The sequence below is a fragment of the Streptomyces sp. NPDC087428 genome (assembly GCF_044744085.1).
Classification (GTDB): domain Bacteria; phylum Actinomycetota; class Actinomycetes; order Streptomycetales; family Streptomycetaceae; genus Streptomyces.
Map to the genome: position 1 here is coordinate 204231 of NZ_JBIUXR010000011.1, position 17224 is coordinate 221454.

Genomic DNA, 17224 nt, shown 5'->3' on the forward strand with positions numbered 1-17224 from the left:
GGGGCGGGGGGCCCCCGCGGGCCCGGGGGGGGGGGGGGCCCCCCCCCGGGGGGGGGGGGGGGCGGGGGGGGGGGGGGCGCCGGGGGGGGGGGGGGGGCCCCGGGCCCCCCCCCCCCGCCGCGGCGGGTGTCGACAGTCCCACCCGGGTACAGCCGTCCCGCGGGCGGCTGTGTGTTCGACGTTCCCGCGGACCGTACGATGTCCGCCATGCGAAACCGCCCGATCCCCGGCAGTTCCGGACGTGTCCGGGCCATGAGTCTGCTCGGCGACCCCGTGCTGCACGGCACCTGCGAACCGGTCACGGACTTCGGGCCCTCGCTCGCCCGGCTGGTCGAGGACATGTACGCCACGATGTACGCGGCGCAGGGCGTCGGGCTGGCGGCCAATCAGATCGGCGTACCGCTGCGGGTTTTCGTCTACGACTGCCCCGACGACGAGGACGTCCGGCACCTGGGACACCTCGTCAACCCGACGCTCGTCGAGGCCGACGGCATCACCGTGCGGGGCCCGGAGGGCTGTCTCTCGCTGCCGGGCATCGAGGCCGGAACACCCCGCTTCGACCACGCGGTCGTCGAGGGGGTCACGGTGGAGGGGGAGCCGCTCCGGGTCAGCGGCACCGGCTTCTTCGCCCGCTGCCTCCAGCACGAGTGCGACCACCTCGACGGCACCGTCTACACCGACCGGCTGACCGGGCTGCGCCGGACACGCGCCCTGCGCGCGGCCCGCCGGGCGCCCTGGGGGCGTACCGGCTGACCGGGCGGCGGCGTCGGGGGGATCAGAACCCGGGGCCGCCGGGGCGGTCGCCCGCCGCGGACAGCCTGCCCCACAGCAGATCGGCCAGGCTGCTCACCAACTGGGCCCGTGTGCAGGGGCGTTCGCCCAGCCACCAGTCGCCCGCGGCGTGCATCATGCCGACGATGCCGTGGCCCCATATCCGGGCCATGACCTGACTGTCCGGCCCGAGGTCCACCCGCTCGGCGATGACCGCGGCGAGCTCCTCGCCGAGCCGGCGCAGCAGCGGGGCCGAGTGGCGTCCCACGTCGAAGCCCTGCTCGGGCGAGGGTGCCGCGTCGTCGGACGGATGCATCAGGAACCGGTAGACCTGCGGCCGGGCCTCGATCGCGGCGAGGTAGGTGTCGAGTGTCGCCTCGACCCGGGCGCGGCGTTCGGCGGGGGCGTCGAGCGCCGCCCGCAGTGCGCTGAGCAGTGCGTCGGTGTGCCGCTTGGCCAGGGCGCGGTAGAGGCCGCCCTTGTCGCCGAAGTGCCGGTAGAGGATGGGCTTGGTGATCCCGGCCTCCGCCGCGATGGCGTTCATCGAGGCCCCGGGGCCGTCCCTGAGCACCACGCGGTCGGCGGCCTCGAGCAGCTCGCGGCGGCGGCGCTCGGCCGCGGTCCGCTGGCGCTCGGCCTGTCGTGTGGTCTCCATGCTGTTTCTCCCACCCCTGGCCGTGCTTGTCCGTCCTGCCTGCGCAACGTAACACCCTGCCCAGCGGTGCGCGGATCTGTGGCTGACCGGTTGACAGAGGCTACTTGCCGGTAACAGACTGTTGTTACCGCAAGTAACGAAAAGTTGTTCACGGCAGTACGTGGAGGGGAACATGGCCGAGTTCACGCTCGAGCTCAACGACGACCAGAAGCAGGTCCGTGACTGGCTTCACGGCTTCGCCGCGGATGTGATCCGTCCGGCCGCTTCGGAGTGGGACGAGCGTGAGGAAACGCCCTGGCCCGTCATTCAGGAGGCGGCCAAGGTCGGCATCTACTCCCTGGACTTCTACGCCCAGCAGTTCTTCGACCCGACCGGCCTCGGCATCCCGGTGGCGATGGAGGAGCTGTTCTGGGGTGACGCGGGCATCGCCCTGTCGATCGTCGGCACGGGCCTGGCGGCCGTCGGTGTCCTCGCCAACGGTACCGAGGAGCAGATCGGCACCTGGATACCGCAGATGTACGGCGACGCCAACGATGTGAAGGTCGCCGCCTTCTGCTCCTCCGAGCCCGACGCCGGCTCCGACGTCGCCTCGATGCGCACCCGCGCGGTGTACGACCAGGCCAAGGACGAGTGGGTGCTCAACGGCACCAAGACCTGGGCGACCAATGGCGGCATCGCCAACGTCCACGTCGTGGTCGCGGTCGTTGACGCGGAGCTCGGCTCGAAGGGGCACGCCTCCTTCATCGTGCCGCCGGACACCCCCGGGCTCTCCCAGGGCCAGAAGTTCAAGAAGCACGGCATCCGGGCCTCGCACACCGCCGAGGTCGTCCTGGAGGACGTACGCGTCCCGGGTCACTGCCTGCTCGGCGGCAAGGAGAAGCTCGACCAGCGCCTCGCGCGGGCCCGTGAGCGCGCGGCCTCCGGCGGTGGCGAGCGGGTGAAGAACGCCGCGATGGCCACGTTCGAGGCGTCCCGCCCGGCCGTCGGCGCGATGGCGGTCGGCACCGCCCGTGCCGCGTACGAGGTCGCACTCGACTACGCGAAGACCCGGACCCAGTTCGGCCGCCCGATCATCGACAACCAGGGCATCGCCTTCCAGCTCGCCGACATGCGCACCCGGATCGACGCGGCCCGGCTGCTGGTCTGGCGCGCGTCCTGGATGGCGGCCGCCGGCAAGCCGTTCGAGTCCGCGGAGGGCTCCATGTCCAAGCTGTACGCGAGCGAGACCGCCAAGGAGGTCACCGCGCAGGCCATCCAGATCCTCGGTGGCAACGGCTTCACCCGTGAGTACCCGGTGGAGCGGATGCACCGGGACGCCGCGATCTACACGATCTTCGAGGGTACGAGCGAGATCCAGCGCCTGGTGATCGCCCGCACGCTGTCCGGGATGCCCATCCGCTGACACCCGGTCCCGGCCCGCACGCCCCGGCCCCCGCTCCCGTCGCACCGGCAGGAGCGGGGGCCGGGGCGCTGTCGTGGCAGATGGTGTGCACCTGCCATCCCCCTGTAGATTCCCGGTGAAGATCGTGCCCGGCTGATGGAGGGGACCCACCCATGCCGAAGTTCACCGCGGGGCGTGTCGTGGCCGCTGTCGTCGCCGCGTTCGGGCTCGTCGTCGCGGCGCAGGGCACGGCGTCCGCCGCGCCGAAGACGATCGAGGCGACCTTCGGCGGATACGGCGGTTGGAACCCCGACCCCTACAGCGGCATCCCCGGCGACGCGATCCGCGCCTGCGACACGACCGCGGACGGCTGGGGCATAGAGGTCAAGCTCGACATCGGCCGCGACGGGACCTGGGACCGGACCGTGAGCACGCGCGGTCACAACTCCCCCTACTGCAGCCCGTGGAAGAGCGGCAACATCAAGGAAGGCACGCCTGTGAGCATTCAGGTGGCCAATGTGGACGGCGGGGTCACCTACCCCAAGGGCTCGCTCCTGCTCAGCCACGCCTGAGTGCCGTCGGGCGACCGGCGACGGTTCGGCCGCGGGTCACCCGACAGCTTCCGCTCAGCCGGGGAGCTGGGCCTCGATCGCGGCGACGAGCTCCGGGGACTCCGGCTCGGTGGCGGGACGGAGCCGGGCGACGGGCTCGCCCGCCGGGGAGACCAGGAACTTCTCGAAGTTCCACTTGACGTCACCGGCTTCGCCGTCCGCGTCCGCGAGCTGGGTCAGTTCCGCGTAGAGCGGATGCCGGCCCGCACCGTTGACGTCGGTCTTCTCCAGCAGCGGGAAACTGACCCCGTACGTCGCCGAGCAGAACGCCTGGATCTCCTCCGAACTCCCGGGCTCCTGGCCGGCGAACTGGTTGCACGGCACGCCGAGCACGGTGAACCCCCGGTCCCCGTAAGTCTTCTGGAGCCGCTCCAGGCCGGCGTACTGCGGGGTCAGTCCGCACTTGGAGGCAACGTTCACCAGCAGGACGGCCTGGCCCCGGTAGGCGCCCAGAGTGGTCGGCTCACCGGTCAGGGTGTGCAGCGGGATGTCGTACAGCGTCATGAGGGTCTCCTCGTCAGTGGCTTGCACAACCATTCTTACGCCCGCAGGTCCCCACTTATGCCCACAGGTTCATCGGGACGAAGCCGATCGCACGGCCGTCCGGATCCAGCAGCCTGCCCATCAGCTTGACCGCGCGCAGCGCGACCGCCCGGTCGGCGATCCGCAGATGGGGGAGGGCGGCGGCCAGACGTACCTCCAGGTCCTGGGCATCCACCAGCGACGACACCCAGACCGTCGCGATCAGATTCTGCGGACCGGCCAGGCCGAGGCACTGCCGGATCTCCGGAAGCTTCGCCAACTCCCTTGCCGTGGAGTCCAGATGTTCCGGCGAGACAGTGCCGAAGAAGGTCACGGCGACCGGTGAGCCGGACAGCGAGCGGGCCAGGTCGCAGCGCAGCACCAGCCGGCCCGATTCCAGCAGCCGGTTCAGCCGGCGGCTCGCGGTGTTCACCGAGACGCCCAGGATCTCCGCGAGTTCGCTCAGTGACATCCGCCCGTTCTCGCCGATCGCCGTGACCAGCTCCGCGTATTCGGGCGACTGCTGGGAGCCGCCCAGGGCCGACCGCCGGGACGCGGCCAGTGTCTCCTGCTGGGACCGGTTCAGGCTCGTCAGCCGCCAGACGCTTCCCTCCGTGTAACTGCGGGTGACCAGATGGGCCCGGGTCGCCGTGATGCCGGGGATCGTGCCGAGCCGGTCCACGATGTAGCGCGAGAGCGCGCCGAAGCCGGTGGCCATGGCCGTGATCAGCAGGTCGCGGCCGCCCGCCGCGTGCTCCACGGTCACCGCGTGCGGGTCCGCCGACAGCAGTTCGGCCACCGCGCCCGCCTGTCCCGGCGCGCAGTCGATCTCGATCAGCGCGCCGGCTCCCGAGCCGCCGAACGGATAGGCGGTGACCCAGGCGTGGCCCGTCGCCCGCAGCCGCTCCCAGCGCCGGGCGACGGTCGCGGCGTCGATGTCGAGGGCCTTCGCCAGCTCGGTCCAGGGCGCGCGGGGACTGATCTGCAGCGCGTTGACCAGGGCCAGATCGAGCTCGCTGAGCGAGGGCAGGTTTTCGGTCATCTGAGATCCACATCGGGAAGCGTTATGGGAAAAAGCTGCATTGGATCGTGATTCATGACAGGGAAAAGCGATTGAGGGTCACCTCATGATCGGAGATTAGCATCGCCCTACCTCATCAGATCCAGCCAGTTTCCCGCCCCCGGAGGCGCCCCGTGCAGCAGCCTTTCGCCACCCTCACCGAGGCCGCCTCGGCCCTCCGGTCGGGCGCCGTCGGCAGCCGTGAGCTCGTCGCCGCCGCGCTCGCCGACGCCGACACACTCGATCCGCTGCTCGGCGTGTACGTGACCCGCTTCCCGGAGCAGGCGCTCGCCGCGGCCCGCGCGGCCGACTCCCGCCCGGCCGCGGAACGCGGCCCGCTGCACGGGCTGCCGATCGCCGTGAAGGACAACCTCGCCACCGTCGAGGGCCCGGCCACCGCGCAGAGCCCCGCCCATGACCCGCACTGGTGGCGCGGGCTCGACGCGCCCGCCGTCGCCCGGCTGCGCCGAGCCGGGGCCGTCGTCCTCGGCAAGACGACCATGGCCGAGTACGCCATGGGCCGCCCCGACCCCGACCACCCCTTTCCGGTGCCGCGCAACCCCTGGGACCCCGAGCGGTGGACCGGCGGATCGAGCACCGGCAACGGCGCGGGCATCGCCTCCGGGCTCTTCCTAGGCGCCCTCGGCAGCGACACCTCAGGCAGCGTCCGGCTGCCCGCCGCCCTGTGCGGCACCACCGGCCTGAAGACCACCTTCGGCCTGGTGCCCACCGACGGCTGTCTGCCGCTCAGCCCCTCCCAGGACGTCCTGGGACCGATGGCAGTCAGCGCCCGTGACTGCGGGCTCCTCCTCGGCGCGCTCACCGGGCAGCCCGGCCGTGCGCCCGATCCCACGGGCCTCCGCGGACTGCGTATCGGCGTCCCGTACGGACTCCTCGACACGCCGGGCGTCACCGGTCCGTGCCGCACGGCCTTCCAGGAAGCGCTGCGAACCCTGCGTGAACTCGGTTGCGAGACAAGGGAGTTCGAACTCCCGGAATTCGGTGCACTGCTCGCGGCCAACGCCGTCACCATGCTCGCAGAGGCCTTCTCCGAGCACGGCGAACGCCTCGCCGCCGACTGGGACGGCCACGGGCGGGGCTTTCGCCGGCTGGCCGCGGCGGGCGGACTGATTCCCGCGCACCTCTACCTCCGCGCCCAGCGGACCCGCGACCGGCTCACCGCCGCGCTGCTGGAGCGGATGGACGGCCCCGCCGGGGCCGACCTGATCGCCACCCCGACCTGGCCCGCACCCGCGCGCCCGTACGCCCGGGAGACCGCACCCGGCGACGAGCTCAACCTCACCGCCGTCTGGAACCCCACCGGCTTCCCGGCCCTGGCGCTGCCCATGGGCGCCGACCCGGCCGGACTGCCGCTCTCCCTCCAACTGGCCGGCCGGCCCCGCAGCGAGCACACCCTGCTCCGTGCGGGCGAGGCCTTCCAGTCCGTCACCACCTGGCATCTGCGCCGGGCCGCGCCCGACCCCCGGCACCGGCCCGCCCCGCTCCGCGACCCGGACCGCAACGCGCCGGCCCCCTCCATACCCGGCCCGAGCCACGCCCCGGCCGGCATCGAGGAGGCCCTCGCGGCCGTCGGCATCACCCCGGGCCCGGCCGATCTGGCCGCCGTCGGGGCCGTGGCCCGCGCGCTCCTCGCGGCCGGCCGCCGGCCGGCCGCCTGATCCGCGGGGACCCGCTCGCCTTACCCGCTCCCGCTCTCCGAAGTGCCCTTGCCACGAACCCTTCCTGCCCCACCACCATCCGCCGCGCCCGTGCGCGCGGCCGTGCCCAAGTGGAGATCCCCATGTCGCGTATCCAGCCCACCGCGGGCGCCGGCGCGCCTGGCCTCGGCGGCGCCCGCGTCGCCGCGGTCGTCGGATTCCTGGTCTTCGTCGAACTGACCAGCGGAATCATCCAGGGGATGATGCCGACCCTGCTGCCCGAACTCGGCGCCGTTCTCCACGTCGGAGCGGGCGACCTCAACTGGGTCAACGCCGCACAGCTCCTCGCCGCCGCCGTCTCCGTACCGCTGTTCGGCCGGCTCGGGGACATGTACGGCCACCGGCGGCTGCTGCGCATCGCGGTCCTCTGCCTCGTGGCCGGCTCCGTGCTGGTCGCCTGGTCGCCCTCCTTCGAGGTGCTGCTGGTCGGGCGCGTCCTCCAGGGGCCGCTCGCCGCGCTCCTGCCCCTGGAGATCGGTCTGGTCCGCGACCGCCTCGACGCGGCGGGCGCCCGCAGCGCCATCGCCCTGCTCGTCGGCGCCCTCACCTTCGGTGCCAGCGCCGGAATGGTCATCGCCGGTCTGCTCCGCGAAGTCATCTCCTCGGTGCACGGCGTGCTCTGGATCCCGGCCGTCACGACCGTCCTGTGCGCCGGAGTCGTCTTCTTCCTGGTACCCGAATCGAAGACCCGCGCCCCGGGCCGGGTCGACTGGGCCGGCGCCGGGCTCCTCAGCGTCGGACTCGCCACGCTGCTGCTCGCCATCTCCCAGGGGCCCAAGTGGGGCTGGACCGACGCCTGGACCCTGACGCTGTTCGCGGTCGCCGCCTGCACCCTCGTCCTCTGGGTCCTGGTCGAACTCCGGGTCGCCGAGCCCATCGTCGACATCCGCCTCACCGTGCGACGCACCCTGCTCCCCGTCTACGCGGCCAGCTTCCTGCTCGGCACCGCGCTCTTCGGTGCCCAGACCGCCGCAGTCCTCTTCGTCTCCTCGCCCGCCGACAAGCTCGGCTACGGATTCGGTTACGACGCCCTCGGGATCGCCTGGCTGATGCTGCCCTCCGGTGTGATGGCCTTCGTCGCCTCGCTGTTCGCCTCCCGCCTCTTCCGGCTGATCGGCGGACGCGGCGCCCTCGCGCTCAGCGGGGTCCTCATGGCGGCCGGCTATCTGGTCCTGATCATGGCGCACGACGAACCCTGGCAGTTCGTGCTCGTCAACGCCGTCGTCGGCACGGGCGTCGGCCTTGCCCTCAGCGCCATGCCCGTCCTCATCGTCGACGCCAGCCCGAGCGAGCGCACCGCCATCGCCACCGGCATCTACAACACCGCCAAGACCGTGGGCGGTTCGGTCGCCGGAGCCGTCTTCGCGGCCATCCTCACCGCCATCACCTTCAAGGGGACGAAGATCCCCACGATCGACGCCTACACCACCGTGTGGTGGTGCTGCGCGGGCGTGTCCGTCCTGGTCGCCGTCGCGGCAGCCGTCGTGGCCAGGCCGCGTGCCGCCCTCAACTGACCCGCCACCCGACCGAATCCGCACCCTCCAGGGAAGGAACAGCGCCATGCCCGCGCCCACCACCCCCGTACTCCTGCACAACGGCCTGCTCATCGACGGCACCGGCGCCGAACCCGTCCGCGACGGCGCGGTGCTCATCGAGGACGGACGCGTCCGCTGGGCGGGCCCGTCCGCGGACTGCCCGGAACCCGCGGCGGGGACCCGGCGCGTCGACGTCCGCGGCGGCACGATCCTGCCGGGCTTCATCGACTGCCACGTCCACATGGCCGCGCCCGGCACCGCACTGAGCCATGCCGAGATCGCCACCATGCCGCGCACCCTGCTCACGTTCCTGGCCGCACCCCGGATGCGCGCCACGCTCGAAGCCGGGGTCACCACGGCCCGGGACCTCGGCGGGGCGGACGCCGGACACCGCCGGGCCGTCGAGTCCGGACTGCTCGTCGGCCCCCGGCTCCTGGTGGCTGTCGCCATGCTCAGCCCGACCGGCGGACACGGCGACTTCCGGTCCGGGAACGACGACCGCGCCAACGACAACACCATGGGGCGGCTGGCCGACGGCACCGCCGAGTGCCGCACCGCTGTGCGCGGCGTGCTGCGCCAGGGCGCCGACTGCGTCAAGATCGCCGCGACCGGCGGTGTGTGGAGCCCCACCGACCAGCCCGACGACGACGGATTCCTGGAGGACGAGATCCGCACGATCACGGAGATCGCCGCCGGGCACCGGGGCAAGAAGGTCGCCGCCCACGCCCAGGGCAGGGGCGGCATCCTCAACGCCGTACGGGGCGGGGTCGCCAGCATCGAGCACGGCTACGAGATCGATGACGAGGCCATCGACCTGATGCTGGAGCGCGGCACGTTCCTCGTACCGACGCTCACCACCGCCCACACCGACCCGGACCCGAAGAAGGCGGCGCCCTGGGCGTACGCGAAGAAGAAGCACTGGCAGGAGGTCGCCCGCACGCACATCCCGCACGCCATCGAGCGCGGGGTGCGGATCGCCATGGGCACCGACTGCGGCATCGCCGAGCACGGCACCAACCTGCGCGAGCTGGGCCACCTCGTGGACTGCGGCATGACGCCGATGGGCGCGCTGCGCGCCGGAACGGCGGAGGCCGCCGAGCTCCTCGGCATCGCCCACGAGACCGGAACCCTGGAGCCCGGCAAGCGCGCCGATGTCGTCATAGCCCGCGGCAACCCGCTCGACGACATCCGCGCCCTCGGCGATCCCGCGAACGTCCTCGTGGTGATGAAGGACGGCGTCGTCCACAAGGACCTCGACGGACTCGCCGCCTGAGCCCGCGCCGGCTCAGGCGGAGCCGACCGCCTTGTAGTACAAGGTGGTCGGCTTGAGGACCCCCGCAGGATCGCCGGCGTACTCCGGAATGGAGCCGCACTCGGTCCAGCCCGCGGAGCGGTACAGCCGCTCCGCGGGGCTGCCGCTCTCGGTGTCCAGGACGAGCAGCGTGACGCCGTCCCCGGCCGCCGACCGCTCGACCGCGTCCAGCAGCGACCGGCCCAGGCCCCGGCCCTGCGCCGACGGACGGACCATCAGCTTGGCGACCTCCGCGCGATGGCGGGCGTTCGGCAGCGGCGCCCGGACCAGAGCGATGGTCCCGGCGATCCGCTCACCGTCCCGGGCGATCCAGATCTGCTGGTGGCCGGCCGCCACGGACGCGGCGCGCTCCCGCCACCAGCAGGCGGCCGCACCCCGGTCCATCGGCGCGAGGAACCCCACGGAAGCTCCCGCGTCCACGGTCTCCACCAGGAGTGCGGCCAGCTCATCGGCGTACGTGACCAGTTCGGGTCCGGACACCGGGACGATCTCGGTCATGCGACAGGTCCTTTCACGGCAGAACGATCATCAGTGCGTAACGGACCCTCGCCGGGCCCGGACAGTGGAAACGCGAAGGGCCGCGGAGCCGGAACCGCAGACAGTCGCCGGTGCGGACGGTGTGCACGCTGTCCTCCACGGTGATCTCGACCGTTCCCTCCAGGACCCAGATGTGCTGCTCCAGGCCGGGGACGGGCGGATTCTCGTACGCGATCGAGGCGCCCGCGTCGAGCACCCCCTCGACGACCTCCGCGCGCAGTCCGGCATGAGGCGGCGAGACCGAACGGCGCACGAAGCCGGACTCCTCGTCCCGCCACACCGTCTGGCGCCCGGCGGGCACCAGCTGCGGTGGCTCCGCCTCCACCTCCAGCAGCAGCCGCGACATGGTCCGCCCGTGCACGGTGCACAGTCGGCCGAGCAGGGCGGCGGTCGGGCTCAGCTCGCCGCGCTCCAGCCGCGAGAGCGTGGAGCGGCTCACCCCCGTACGGTGCGCCAGCTCCTCCAGCGACCAGCCGCGCTCGGCGCGGAGTCCGCCCAGCCGTGCCGCGAGCCTGGCATCGACGGTGTCCGGTTCGGCGTTCTCCATCTCTCTCACAAGAGAGATGATATCTCTGTTCCGAGAGGATCCGGTGCGGAGTCCTGTCCGCCCACCTGTCGCGATGCCGGTCCGGTGCTGTCGTGCGACGCTGGGTCCCGGGGGAGGTCCGGCCGGGCCAGTGGGGCCCCGCCGGGTGGTTCTGCTACCCGAGGAGGCCGATATGGCCGGCACCGGAAGCCAACCGCGAGCGGCACACAGCACCGCCGCGGAACCACGACACCCCTTCCTGGCGGGCTGGACCGTCTTCGCCGCGGTTCTGATGATCTTCGGCGGGATCATGGCGATCTTCCAGGGGATCTCGGGCATCGCCAAGGACGACGTCTTCGTCGCCACCCGCAACTACGTCTTCGAGTTCGACCTGACCAGCTGGGGCTGGATCCACCTCGGCCTGGGCATCGTCATCGTCCTCGCCGGCCTCGCGCTGTTCACCGGCGCCGCCTGGGCGCGAGCCGTCGGCATCGTCCTGGCCGGGCTCGGGGCGCTCGCCAACTTCATGTGGCTGCCGCACTATCCGCTGTGGTCCATCGTGCTCATCGCGATCGACGTCTTCATCATCTGGGCGCTCTGCGCGGGACCCCGGAGGGCGGAGGACTTCTGACCGCGCGGCAGGGCGCCCTCGGGGCGCTGCGAACCGGCCGCGGGTCGCCGCACGGGCGCCGGGATCCTGAGAGGATCGGGGGGTGGAGTCCTTCGAAGCGCTGCCCGCGACCGACGCCGAACCGCTGCCCGGTACCACCGCGGCCACCGGCCGCCGTCAGGTGCGCTGCCGGCTGTGCGGGCGTCCGCTGACCGGTACGGCCTCGCGCCGCACCGGTCTCGGGCCCGCCTGCGACGCCAAGCTGCACCCGGCGCCGCCCGACATCCGCACCCGCCGACGCGTGGCCGAGCAGGACCCGCTGCCCGGCACCTGAGCCGTCAGGAGGGCTGCTCGCCCAGCCGCCGGAACAGCCCCTCCTGCACCACGGACACCAGCAGATTCCCGGCGCGGTCGTAGATCCGGCCGCGTGCCAGACCGCGCCCGCCCGTCGCCACCGGCGACTCCTGGTCGTACAGGAACCACTCGTCGGCCCGGAACGGACGGTGAAACCACATCGCGTGGTCCAGCGATGCCATGTCGAAGCCCCGCGGCCCCCACAGCGGCTCCACCGGGATCCGTACCGCGTCCAGCAGGGTCATGTCGCTCGCGTACGTCAGCGCACAGGTGTGGATGAGCGGGTCGTCGCCGAGCGGGCCGACCGCTCGCATCCAGACCGCGCTGCGCGGGTCCGCGTCCCTGATCTCCTCCTGCGTCCAGCGCAGCCGGTCGACGTAGCGGATGTCGAACGGCTGGCGCCGCGCCATCCGCTCCAGCGCCTCGGGAAGCGCGCCGAGATGGTCGCGGACCTCCTCCGCGACCGTCGGCAGCTCCTCCGGGTCCGGGACCACCCGCGCCGGCGGCAGCTGGTGCTCGATGCCCGCCGGCTCCGGCCGGTGGAAGGACGCCGTCAGGTTGAAGATGGTGCGCCCCTGCTGCACGGCCGTCACCCGGCGGGTGGTGAAGGACCTGCCGTCCCTGATCCGCTCGACGTCGTAGACGATCGGCACCCCGGGACGGCCCGGACGCAGGAAGTAGGCGTGCAGCGAATGGACCGGCCGGTCCCCGTCGGTGGTGCGGCCGGCCGCCACCAGCGCCTGCCCGGCCACCTGCCCGCCGAAGACCCGCTGCAGGGACTCCTGCGGGCTGCGGCCGCGGAAGATGTTGACCTCGATCCGCTCCAGGTCGAGCAGGTCGACCAGGCGCTCGGCGGGGTTCGTCATGCTGTTCGTCTCCACTCTCGCGGCGGCGGCGCCGTCGGTACGGACGCCCTCACAACTGGCCCACGGAGGTGACGCGGACCACCGCACGGCCCTCCTCGTCGGACGCGGCGAGATCGACCTCGGCACTGATGCCCCAGTCGTGGTCGCCGTTCGGGTCGGCGAACGTCTGCCGGACCCGCCACAGACCGTGCTCGGCGTCCTCGTCGATCTTCAGCAGCTTCGGCCCGCGGGCGTCCGGACCGGTGCCCAGCTCCTCGTACTCGTCCCAGTACGCGTCCATCGCCTCGCCCCACGCGTCCTCGTCCCAGCCCGAGCCGCCGTCCAGCTCACCGAGGTCGTGGACCCGGTCCAGCGCGGCCAGCTCGACCCGGCGGAACATCGCGTTGCGGACCAGCACCCGGAAGGCGCGGGCGTTGGCCGTGACCGGCTTGACCTCGTCGGCCCGCTCCTGCGCCTGCTCGGCCGTCTCCACCTCGGGATTGGCGAGCTGCTCCCACTCGTCGAGCAGACTGGAGTCGACCTGGCGGACCATCTCGCCGAGCCAGGCGATGAGGTCCTCCAGGTCCTCGGACTTGATGTCGTCCGGGATGGTGTGCTCCAGCGCCTTGTACGCGCCCGCGAGGTACCGCAGCACGATGCCCTCGGTCCGGGCCAGCTCGTAGTTCGAGGTGAACTCGGTGAAGGTCATGGCGCGTTCGTACATGTCGCGGACCACCGTCTTGGGCGACACCGGGTGGTCACCCACCCACGGGTGGCTCTGGCGGTAGACGTCGTACGCGTGCCACAGCAGCTCGCTCAGCGGCTTCGGGTACGTGACGTCCTGGAGGAGCTCCATCCGCTCCTCGTACTCGATGCCGTCGGCCTTCATCTGCCCGACCGCCTCACCGCGCGCCTTGTTCTGCTGGGCGGCGAGGATCTGACGCGGGTCGTCGAGCGTCGACTCCACCACCGAGACCATGTCCAGCGCGTACGAGGGCGAGTCGGCGTCCAGCAGCTCGAACGCGGCGAGCGCGAACGTGGACAGCGGCTGGTTCAGCGCGAAGTTCTGCTGGAGGTCGACGGTGAGCCGTACGATGCGGCCCTCCGCGTCCGGGGTGTCGAGCCGCTCCACCACGCCGCCGTCCAGCAGCGAGCGGTAGATGGCGATCGCCTGGCGGATGTGGCGCAGCTGCGCCCGGCGCGGCTCGTGGTTGTCCTCCAGCAGGTGCCGCATCGCCTCGAAGGCGTTGCCGGGACGTGCGATGACGGACAGCAGCATGGTGTGCGTGACCCGGAAACGGGAGGTCAGCGGCTCCGGGTCGGACTGGATCAGCTTGTCGAACGTGCTCTCCGACCAGGACACGAAGCCCTCGGGTGCCTTCTTGCGGACGACCTTGCGCTTCTTCTTCGGGTCGTCGCCGGCCTTCTTGACCGCCTTCTCGTTCTCGACGACGTGCTCGGGCGCCTGGGCGACGACGAAGCCCGCCGTGTCGAAGCCCGCCCGCCCGGCCCGGCCCGCGATCTGGTGGAACTCACGGGCGCGCAGCGTACGCACCCGGGTGCCGTCGTACTTGGTGAGCGCGGTGAACAGCACCGTGCGGATGGGGACGTTGACGCCGACGCCGAGCGTGTCCGTACCGCAGATCACCTTCAGCAGGCCCGCCTGCGCGAGCTTCTCCACGAGCCGGCGGTACTTCGGCAGCATGCCCGCGTGGTGCACCCCGATGCCGTGCCGCACATAACGGGAGAGGTTCTGGCCGAACTTGGTGGTGAAGCGGAAGTTGCCGATGAGATCGGCGATCTTCTCCTTCTCCTCCTTGGTGCACATGTTGATGCTCATCAGCGACTGCGCCCGCTCGACGGCCGACGCCTGCGTGAAGTGCACGATGTAGACGGGCGACTGCCGGGTGTCCAGGAGCTCGGTGATCGTCTCGGTGATCGGCGTCAGCCGGTACTCGTAGCTGAGCGGGACCGGACGCGTCGCCGAGCGCACCACGGAGGTGGGCCGGCCGGTGCGGCGGGTCAGGTCCTCCTCGAACATCCTGACGTCGCCGAGGGTGGCCGACATCAGGACGAACTGGGCCTGCGGCAGCTCCAGGATCGGGATCTGCCAGGCCCAGCCGCGGTCCTGCTCCGCGTAGAAGTGGAACTCGTCCATCACGACCTGGCCGATGTCCGCGTACTTCCCGTCACGCAGCGCGATGGAGGCCAGCACCTCGGCGGTGCAGCAGATCACCGGGGCGTCGGCGTTGACGGAGGCGTCGCCGGTGAGCATGCCGACGTTCTCCGTGCCGAACATCTTGCACAGGTCGAAGAACTTCTCCGAGACCAGCGCCTTGATCGGCGCGGTGTAGAAGGTGACCTTGTCCTGGGCCAGAGCCGTGAAGTGCGCACCGGCCGCGACCAGGCTCTTTCCGGAGCCGGTGGGGGTGGAAAGGATCACGTTGGCCCCGGAGACCACCTCGATCAGCGCCTCTTCCTGAGCGGGATAGAGGGTGATGCCCTGCGTCTCGGTCCATGACGAGAATGCCTCGAAGAGGGCGTCGGGGTCGTCGGTCGGGGGCAGCTGATCGATTAGGGTCACGCCCCCATCTTGCCTGCCTTCCGCCCGGATGAGGGAACCGGAGGATCGCACGAAGATCACGGACGATACGCTGCCCTCTCAACTCGGCCACACCGCAACGGCGGTGGCCCGAGCCCGGACGCGGCAACACCTGTCAACTCTTTGTCAATAACTGGTCAATACCTACGGGGGCGGAAACAGTCATGATGGGACCGGCACACTCTCTGTCAGGGGCGGCGGCCTGGCTGGGGGTGGGCGCGGCTGCGGCAGCCGCGGGCCACGCCATGCCGTGGCCCGTCCTGGTCGTCGGCGCGCTGATCACCGCGGGCGCCGCGCTGGCACCGGATCTCGACCACAAGTCGGCGACCATCTCGCGCGCCTTCGGGCCGATCTCCCGAGGCCTCTGCGAGATAGTCGACACGCTCTCGCACGCCGTCTACAAGGCCACCAAGATGCGGGGCGACTCGAACCGCAACGGCGGCCACCGGACCCTGACCCACACCTGGCTGTGGGCGGTCCTGATCGGTGCCGGGGCCTCCGCCGCGGCGATCACCGGCGGCCGGTGGGCGGTGCTGGGCATCCTCTTCGTCCACCTGGTGCTGGCTGTCGAGGGGCTGCTGTGGCGGGCCGCCCGGGTGTCCAGTGACGTCCTGGTGTGGCTGCTCGGCGCGACCAGCGCGTGGATCCTCGCGGGCGTCCTGGACAAGCCGGGCAACGGTTCGGACTGGTTCTTCGACGCCCCCGGTCAGGAGTACCTCTGGCTCGGGCTGCCGATCGTGCTGGGCGCTCTCGTCCACGACATCGGCGATGCGCTGACCGTCTCCGGCTGCCCGATCCTCTGGCCGATCCCGGTGGGCCGCAAGCGCTGGTACCCCATCGGCCCGCCGAAGGCGATGCGCTTCCGGGCCGGCAGCTGGGTGGAACTCAAGGTGCTGATGCCGGTGTTCATGGTGCTCGGGGGAGTGGGCGGCGCGGCCGCGATGAACCTCATCTGACGCGCCCGGCACCCGGTTCTACCCGGGTGCCGGGTGCACCAGGCGGCCGTGGGAGATCAGGGAGGCGGCCTGCTTGAGGCGGCGGACCCGGATGCTGACCCCGTAGGAGTCGACGCCGGGCACGGCCGCGAGGCGGGTGGTCAGATAGCGGTAGAAGTCCTCGCTGTCGCGGCAGGTGACGATGGCCATCACGTTGTGGTCGCCGCTCGTGGCACCGGCGAACGCGACCTCCTCGTGCCGGGCGATCTCGTGCCCGGCACGTTCCAGGTGGGCGGGGGCGACGCGCAGCCGGAGCGTCGCGTTGAGGTGGTAGCCGAGGCGCTCGGGCAGCAGGTCGATGTCGTACGAGAGCGTGCCGGACGACTCCAGGGCCTCCAGACGGCGGGCGACCCGGCCCTTGGACCAGCCGGTGAGCCCGGCGAGCTGTGTGTGCGAGGTACGGCCGTCCTCGGCGAGGGCGTCGAGGAGCGGGACGTCCTCGGCGGTCGGGGGGACCAGCGGGCCGGCCGCGGCGGGGGCCGGGCCGCCGGTCAGCCGCTGTTCCTGTTCCGGGGTGAGATGTCCGCCGTAGCCGGTCCACCCGGGCGCGCCGGGGCTGTCGAAGGGGTGAATGAGCAGATCGATGCTCATGTCGAGCACGGCGGCGGACCTGGGCAGCTGCTGGAGCAGCATGTCCTCCCGCTGGGCGGCGAGCGGTGAACGGATGACGCAGATGATCTCCGAGCCGCCGGAGGCGATGCTCGCGTAGGCGATGTCGGGGCGCCGGGTGAGGGCGTCGGCGAGCGGGCCGACCCGGTCGGGGCGGCACCGGATGCGCGCGACCCACTGCGCCTCCCCGTGCACGGCGGGACCGACCAGGCCCACCACGCGCATCACACCGCTGCGGCGCAGCGCGTGATAGCGGCGGGCCGCGGTCTGCTCCGACACCCCGTTCACTTCGCCGATGAGCCGGAACGGAGCGCGCGGCGCGCACTGGAGCGTGCGGAGGATCTGCGTGTCCAGGGCATCGATCACGGGGGAAGTGTGCCATGGAGCACGAGTCCGCAGAGGTTTCCGATCAATTGAAGCAGTCGCTTCGTTGATTCCGCCCGGTGTCACTGATGCTGGCGTGCGGGTCCGTCCGACGAAGGCCCGACATCCCCCGGCCCCGCCTCCCACCCGCGGACCGGTGCTCGGGGCCGTACGGGACACCGACGCGGCCGGGAACCGGCGCTCGGAGCGGACGGAAC

At 71.8% G+C, this 17224-nt stretch carries 17 protein-coding genes; 9 read left to right on the forward strand and 8 right to left on the reverse strand.

The window, feature by feature from the left end:
• The first annotated feature begins 198 nt into the window (after positions 1-198).
• Positions 199-753: a peptide deformylase gene (def, locus tag ACIO3R_RS24565; protein ID WP_385041933.1), complete on the forward strand. Its 555-nt coding sequence runs from the start codon at positions 199-201 to the stop codon at positions 751-753.
• 22 nt (positions 754-775) lie between these two features.
• Here the strand turns inward: def and ACIO3R_RS24570 are convergent, their stop codons facing one another.
• A complete protein-coding gene (locus tag ACIO3R_RS24570) occupies positions 776-1426 on the reverse strand; it encodes a TetR family transcriptional regulator (protein WP_385041931.1) in 651 nt (216 codons plus the stop codon).
• A 172-nt stretch (positions 1427-1598) separates the two neighbouring features.
• On the opposite strand from ACIO3R_RS24570, the gene ACIO3R_RS24575 reads away from it, so the two are divergent.
• Together ACIO3R_RS24575 and ACIO3R_RS24580 are read left to right on the forward strand one after the other, a co-directional pair.
• Positions 1599-2828 (forward strand): acyl-CoA dehydrogenase family protein, encoded by a 1230-nt coding sequence (locus ACIO3R_RS24575; RefSeq protein ID WP_385041929.1) that lies wholly within the window; start codon positions 1599-1601, stop codon positions 2826-2828.
• Positions 2829-2980: 152 nt separating this feature from the next.
• Positions 2981-3379, forward strand: a complete 399-nt coding sequence (locus ACIO3R_RS24580; protein WP_385038784.1) for a hypothetical protein — start codon at positions 2981-2983, stop codon at positions 3377-3379.
• A 54-nt stretch (positions 3380-3433) separates the two neighbouring features.
• Here ACIO3R_RS24580 and ACIO3R_RS24585 read toward each other — a convergent pair whose 3' ends face one another.
• Positions 3434-3922, reverse strand: a complete 489-nt coding sequence (locus ACIO3R_RS24585; protein WP_363023754.1) for a glutathione peroxidase — start codon at positions 3920-3922, stop codon at positions 3434-3436.
• A gap of 55 nt (positions 3923-3977) precedes the next feature.
• A complete protein-coding gene (locus ACIO3R_RS24590) occupies positions 3978-4982 on the reverse strand; it encodes an Lrp/AsnC family transcriptional regulator (protein ID WP_402108680.1) in 1005 nt (334 codons plus the stop codon).
• A 152-nt stretch (positions 4983-5134) separates the two neighbouring features.
• Here ACIO3R_RS24590 and ACIO3R_RS24595 point away from each other — a divergent pair, with 152 nt between their 5' ends.
• The 3 genes from ACIO3R_RS24595 to ACIO3R_RS24605 all read left to right on the forward strand — a co-directional run bounded on the left by ACIO3R_RS24595 (position 5135) and on the right by ACIO3R_RS24605 (position 9526).
• The gene (locus ACIO3R_RS24595; protein WP_402108683.1) at positions 5135-6679 is read left to right on the forward strand and encodes an amidase; all 1545 of its coding nucleotides are present in this window, start codon (positions 5135-5137) and stop codon (positions 6677-6679) included.
• Between the two features lie 122 nt (positions 6680-6801).
• A complete protein-coding gene (locus ACIO3R_RS24600; protein ID WP_402108685.1) occupies positions 6802-8232 on the forward strand; it encodes an MFS transporter in 1431 nt (476 codons plus the stop codon).
• A gap of 46 nt (positions 8233-8278) precedes the next feature.
• Complete coding sequence (locus tag ACIO3R_RS24605; RefSeq protein WP_385347290.1) at positions 8279-9526, forward strand: amidohydrolase family protein; 1248 nt, start codon at positions 8279-8281, stop codon at positions 9524-9526.
• Positions 9527-9538: 12 nt separating this feature from the next.
• Here ACIO3R_RS24605 and ACIO3R_RS24610 read toward each other — a convergent pair whose 3' ends face one another.
• Positions 9539-10063, reverse strand: coding sequence for a GNAT family N-acetyltransferase (locus ACIO3R_RS24610; protein ID WP_402108688.1), 525 nt, complete (start codon positions 10061-10063; stop codon positions 9539-9541).
• 13 nt (positions 10064-10076) lie between these two features.
• Positions 10077-10649: a helix-turn-helix domain-containing protein gene (locus ACIO3R_RS24615; protein ID WP_385038787.1), complete on the reverse strand. Its 573-nt coding sequence runs from the start codon at positions 10647-10649 to the stop codon at positions 10077-10079.
• A gap of 172 nt (positions 10650-10821) precedes the next feature.
• Between ACIO3R_RS24615 and ACIO3R_RS24620 the strand changes: the two genes are divergently transcribed.
• On the forward strand, positions 10822-11259 hold the full coding sequence (locus ACIO3R_RS24620; protein ID WP_385038768.1) for a hypothetical protein: 438 nt from the start codon (positions 10822-10824) through the stop codon (positions 11257-11259).
• Between the two features lie 82 nt (positions 11260-11341).
• Positions 11342-11572 carry a DUF6011 domain-containing protein gene (locus ACIO3R_RS24625; protein ID WP_385038765.1) on the forward strand — a complete coding sequence of 77 codons (231 nt, stop codon included), beginning with the start codon at positions 11342-11344 and terminating at the stop codon, positions 11570-11572.
• Between the two features lie 4 nt (positions 11573-11576).
• Here ACIO3R_RS24625 and ACIO3R_RS24630 read toward each other — a convergent pair whose 3' ends face one another.
• Together ACIO3R_RS24630 and ACIO3R_RS24635 are read right to left on the reverse strand one after the other, a co-directional pair.
• Positions 11577-12458: an acyl-CoA thioesterase gene (locus tag ACIO3R_RS24630; RefSeq protein WP_385038762.1), complete on the reverse strand. Its 882-nt coding sequence runs from the start codon at positions 12456-12458 to the stop codon at positions 11577-11579.
• A gap of 49 nt (positions 12459-12507) precedes the next feature.
• Positions 12508-15021 carry a DEAD/DEAH box helicase gene (locus tag ACIO3R_RS24635; RefSeq protein WP_402108692.1) on the reverse strand — a complete coding sequence of 838 codons (2514 nt, stop codon included), beginning with the start codon at positions 15019-15021 and terminating at the stop codon, positions 12508-12510.
• A 182-nt stretch (positions 15022-15203) separates the two neighbouring features.
• On the opposite strand from ACIO3R_RS24635, the gene ACIO3R_RS24640 reads away from it, so the two are divergent.
• Complete coding sequence (locus tag ACIO3R_RS24640) at positions 15204-15995, forward strand: metal-dependent hydrolase (protein ID WP_385038756.1); 792 nt, start codon at positions 15204-15206, stop codon at positions 15993-15995.
• A gap of 18 nt (positions 15996-16013) precedes the next feature.
• Here the strand turns inward: ACIO3R_RS24640 and ACIO3R_RS24645 are convergent, their stop codons facing one another.
• The gene (locus ACIO3R_RS24645; RefSeq protein ID WP_402108695.1) at positions 16014-17009 is read right to left on the reverse strand and encodes an Lrp/AsnC family transcriptional regulator; all 996 of its coding nucleotides are present in this window, start codon (positions 17007-17009) and stop codon (positions 16014-16016) included.
• Between the last annotated feature and the right edge of the window lie 215 nt (positions 17010-17224).